Consider the following 2,769-nt stretch of genomic DNA (forward strand, 5'->3'; position numbering starts at 1 on the left):
ATCTCTACCATTCAGCCGATTATTATTGGCAGGGCAAAAACCCTGCCTATCCGTTCTTTACAGCCGTGCCCTTCGGCATGACAGCCATGGAGCAAATGGGCTGGCTCGACCATGGCGGTGGCCAAGCATTGTGGGAAGAATTGGCGGCAGGCTTTGGCATTGTGCCCATGGCAGCGGCAAACACGTGTCATCAGGCGGGCGGCTGGTTCAAGCGCGAGATCAAAAGCTTGGCAGACCTCAAAGGCCTGAAAATGCGGATACCTGGCATTGGCGGGGAAATGATCCGGCGATTGGGTGGCGCTGCTGTGGCGATGCCCGGCGGGGAAATTTATCAAGCGCTACAATCTGGTGTGATTGATGCGGCCGAATTTGTAGGGCCTTGGAATGACATTGGCTTAGGCTTTTATCGCGAGGCACCCTATTATTACGCACCAGGCTTGCAAGAACCCGGCGCGATCTTGGCGGTGGGCGTCAACAAGGGCAAGTTTGATAAGCTCTCCCAAGTACATCAAGAAATCCTGCGCGCGGCCTGCCGGGAAAGCTACGCCATTTCCGTCGGCGAATTCACCTATCAGAACGGCGTGGCCATGGAAGCGATGAAGACCCAACACGGGGTCACCTTGCGCCGCCTACCCGACGATGTTTTGAAGGAAGCTGCCAAAATTGCCCAAGTCATGTGGGCTGAGGCAGGTGCCGCTGACCCACTGGCTGGCCGCATTTATCAAAGCTGGCTTAAAGCCTACCGCGCCATGCGACCTTGGAGCGAAGAAGCTGAAGGGGTTTATCTCGCCGAACGCAAACGCAATTTGAACCTTGGTGCCCCATGAGTCCGCAGGTTCTAGGCGAGCCCTTGGGGGCGATAGCCATCATCATTCTTGGCGGATTGTCACCCTTTTTATTTGCGCCTCTCGCCACAGCAATCTGGGGTGAGCCTGCGGCAAAGGTCCAGCGCGTTTTAAATGGGATTGCTGAGGATATTTCGTCTTGGCTCGGCCGTTTTGCCCAAGGGTGCTTGCTTGTGCTGGCGTTTGGAATGCTGACCACTGTGCTGCTGCGCTATATTTTTGGCGAGAGTTTTACCCGTCTCAATGAAGCTGTGATGTATGCCCACGCCCTTGGCTTTCTGATGGCGGCACCTGTCGCCTTGATTACAAATGCGCATGTTCGGGTCGATATTGTCTATGAGCAAGTCAGCGAACGTACGAAGGCCTTGTTGGATCTAATCGGCTTTTGCCTCCTTCTGGCCCCGGTGATGTTGCTGTTGCTGATCTATAGCGGCCCCGTTGTCGAGTTGGCTTGGCGCATCGGCGAGAAGAGTCCAGAGACTGACGGATTGCCATTTGTGTTCCTGTTGAAGACAGCCATGCCAATCTTTGCTGTCACCATGCTGATGGCAGGCGTCGCTCATGCAGGACATGCCGCCTTGCGCTGGCGCGGGCTTGAAGCGTTGGACTCTTCATCATCCGCTCATCATGTAGGGCCGTAACAGATGGACCTGCACGGGATTTTAGACATTGCCATGTTTCTGACCCTCATCATCGCTTTGATGATGGGTTATCCGGTGGCCTTTACGTTGGCAGGTGTGGCGCTGGCTTTCGGGCTTTTGGGCATGGCACTTGGCGTATTTCAACCCTCTTACTTTGCCGCCTTCCCCCAACGTGTGTTTGGCACAATGGGAAATGCGACTCTCACTGCCGTGCCGCTGTTCGTGTTGATGGGGGTGATTTTAGAACGTTCCCGGATTGCCGAAGACCTATTGACGACCATGGGCGACTTGTTTGGACGATTCCGGGGTGGTTTGTTGTACTCTACCACACTTGTGGGCGCGCTTTTGGCGGCTTCGACCGGTGTTGTAGGGGCCACCGTGGTTACAATGGGGCTGTTGGCTTTGCCGGCTATGTTGGCGCGCGGCTATGATGTGAAAATCGCCACCGGCTCAATCGCGGCATCTGGAACATTGGGCCAGATCATTCCCCCATCTATTGTTTTGATCCTGCTGGGCGATGTCATTGGCAATGCCAATCAGCGCGCGCAGATTGAAATGGGCAAGTCAGGCGGCGAAGCCGTGTCTGTAGGCGATTTGTTTGCCGGGGCGATTATTCCCGGCCTCGTTTTAGTTGGGCTCTATCTGCTGTACCAAGTCTTTATTGCGTGGAGTCAGCCTAAGGCAGCCCCTGCTGCCGGCGGCGATTACCCCAAATTGTCGCGCGTGATCCAAGCTTTGTTGGCCCCCTTATTGCTGATCTTAGCCGTTCTAGGCTCCATTCTTGCCGGCATTGCAACCGCAACCGAAGGGGCTGCGGTAGGCGCTGCGGGGGCAGCCATGCTCGCGGGTCAACGGATCGAACAAGACGCAGGCAGGCCGCGCAGTTTTCTGGTGCGGGTCATATTGGTCGGTGCTGCAGCGCTGGCACTTTTGGTCGCATTTCGCTTGTTTATCGATATCCCAAGCCTCACCGCGCAACCCAGCTTCTCGGGCCAACTTGTGTTGTTTGTATCGGTGACATTAAGCCTGTTCACAGGCGCAGCTGTGATCGCAGGACTTTGGGCCCTGCATAACGCCAAGTCGCTTGGGCCAGCTCTAAAATCCACCGCCGATATCAATGCGATGGTGTTTACGATCCTGATTGGAGCTGCGCTATTCACCTTGGTATTCCGGGGGCTTGGTGGCGATGAGTGGGTCGAAAGCATGCTGGCCGCTGTTCCAGGTGGCCTGACCGGAGCGCTACTGTTCACTTTTTTCGTCATGTTTATCTTAGGATTTTTCCT

3 protein-coding genes are annotated in these 2,769 nt (G+C 55.5%); all 3 read left to right on the plus strand.

Features of this window, described 5'->3' with window-relative positions; genetic code table 11:
• Nucleotides 1-827 (plus strand): TRAP transporter substrate-binding protein (locus ACIQ20_RS16510; RefSeq protein WP_395782247.1); only part of this gene is annotated, 827 nt, incomplete at its 5' end.
• A complete protein-coding gene (locus tag ACIQ20_RS16515; protein ID WP_395782249.1) occupies nucleotides 824-1,486 on the plus strand; it encodes a TRAP transporter small permease subunit in 663 nt (220 codons plus the stop codon). The genes ACIQ20_RS16510 and ACIQ20_RS16515, both read left to right, overlap by 4 nt.
• Nucleotides 1,487-1,519: 33 nt before the next feature.
• Nucleotides 1,520-2,769 (plus strand): TRAP transporter large permease subunit (locus ACIQ20_RS16520; RefSeq protein ID WP_395782251.1); only part of this gene is annotated, 1,250 nt, incomplete at its 3' end.

Origin of the sequence: Aquidulcibacter sp. (assembly GCF_044346625.1) — a bacterium.
Classification (GTDB): domain Bacteria; phylum Pseudomonadota; class Alphaproteobacteria; order Caulobacterales; family Aquidulcibacteraceae; genus Aquidulcibacter.

What these genes read in the sequence shown, in the direction of transcription:
- ACIQ20_RS16515 (WP_395782249.1), top strand. Translation starts at nt 824, where the DNA reads ATGAGTCCGCAGGTTCTAGGCGAGCCCTTGGGGGCGATAGCCATCATC.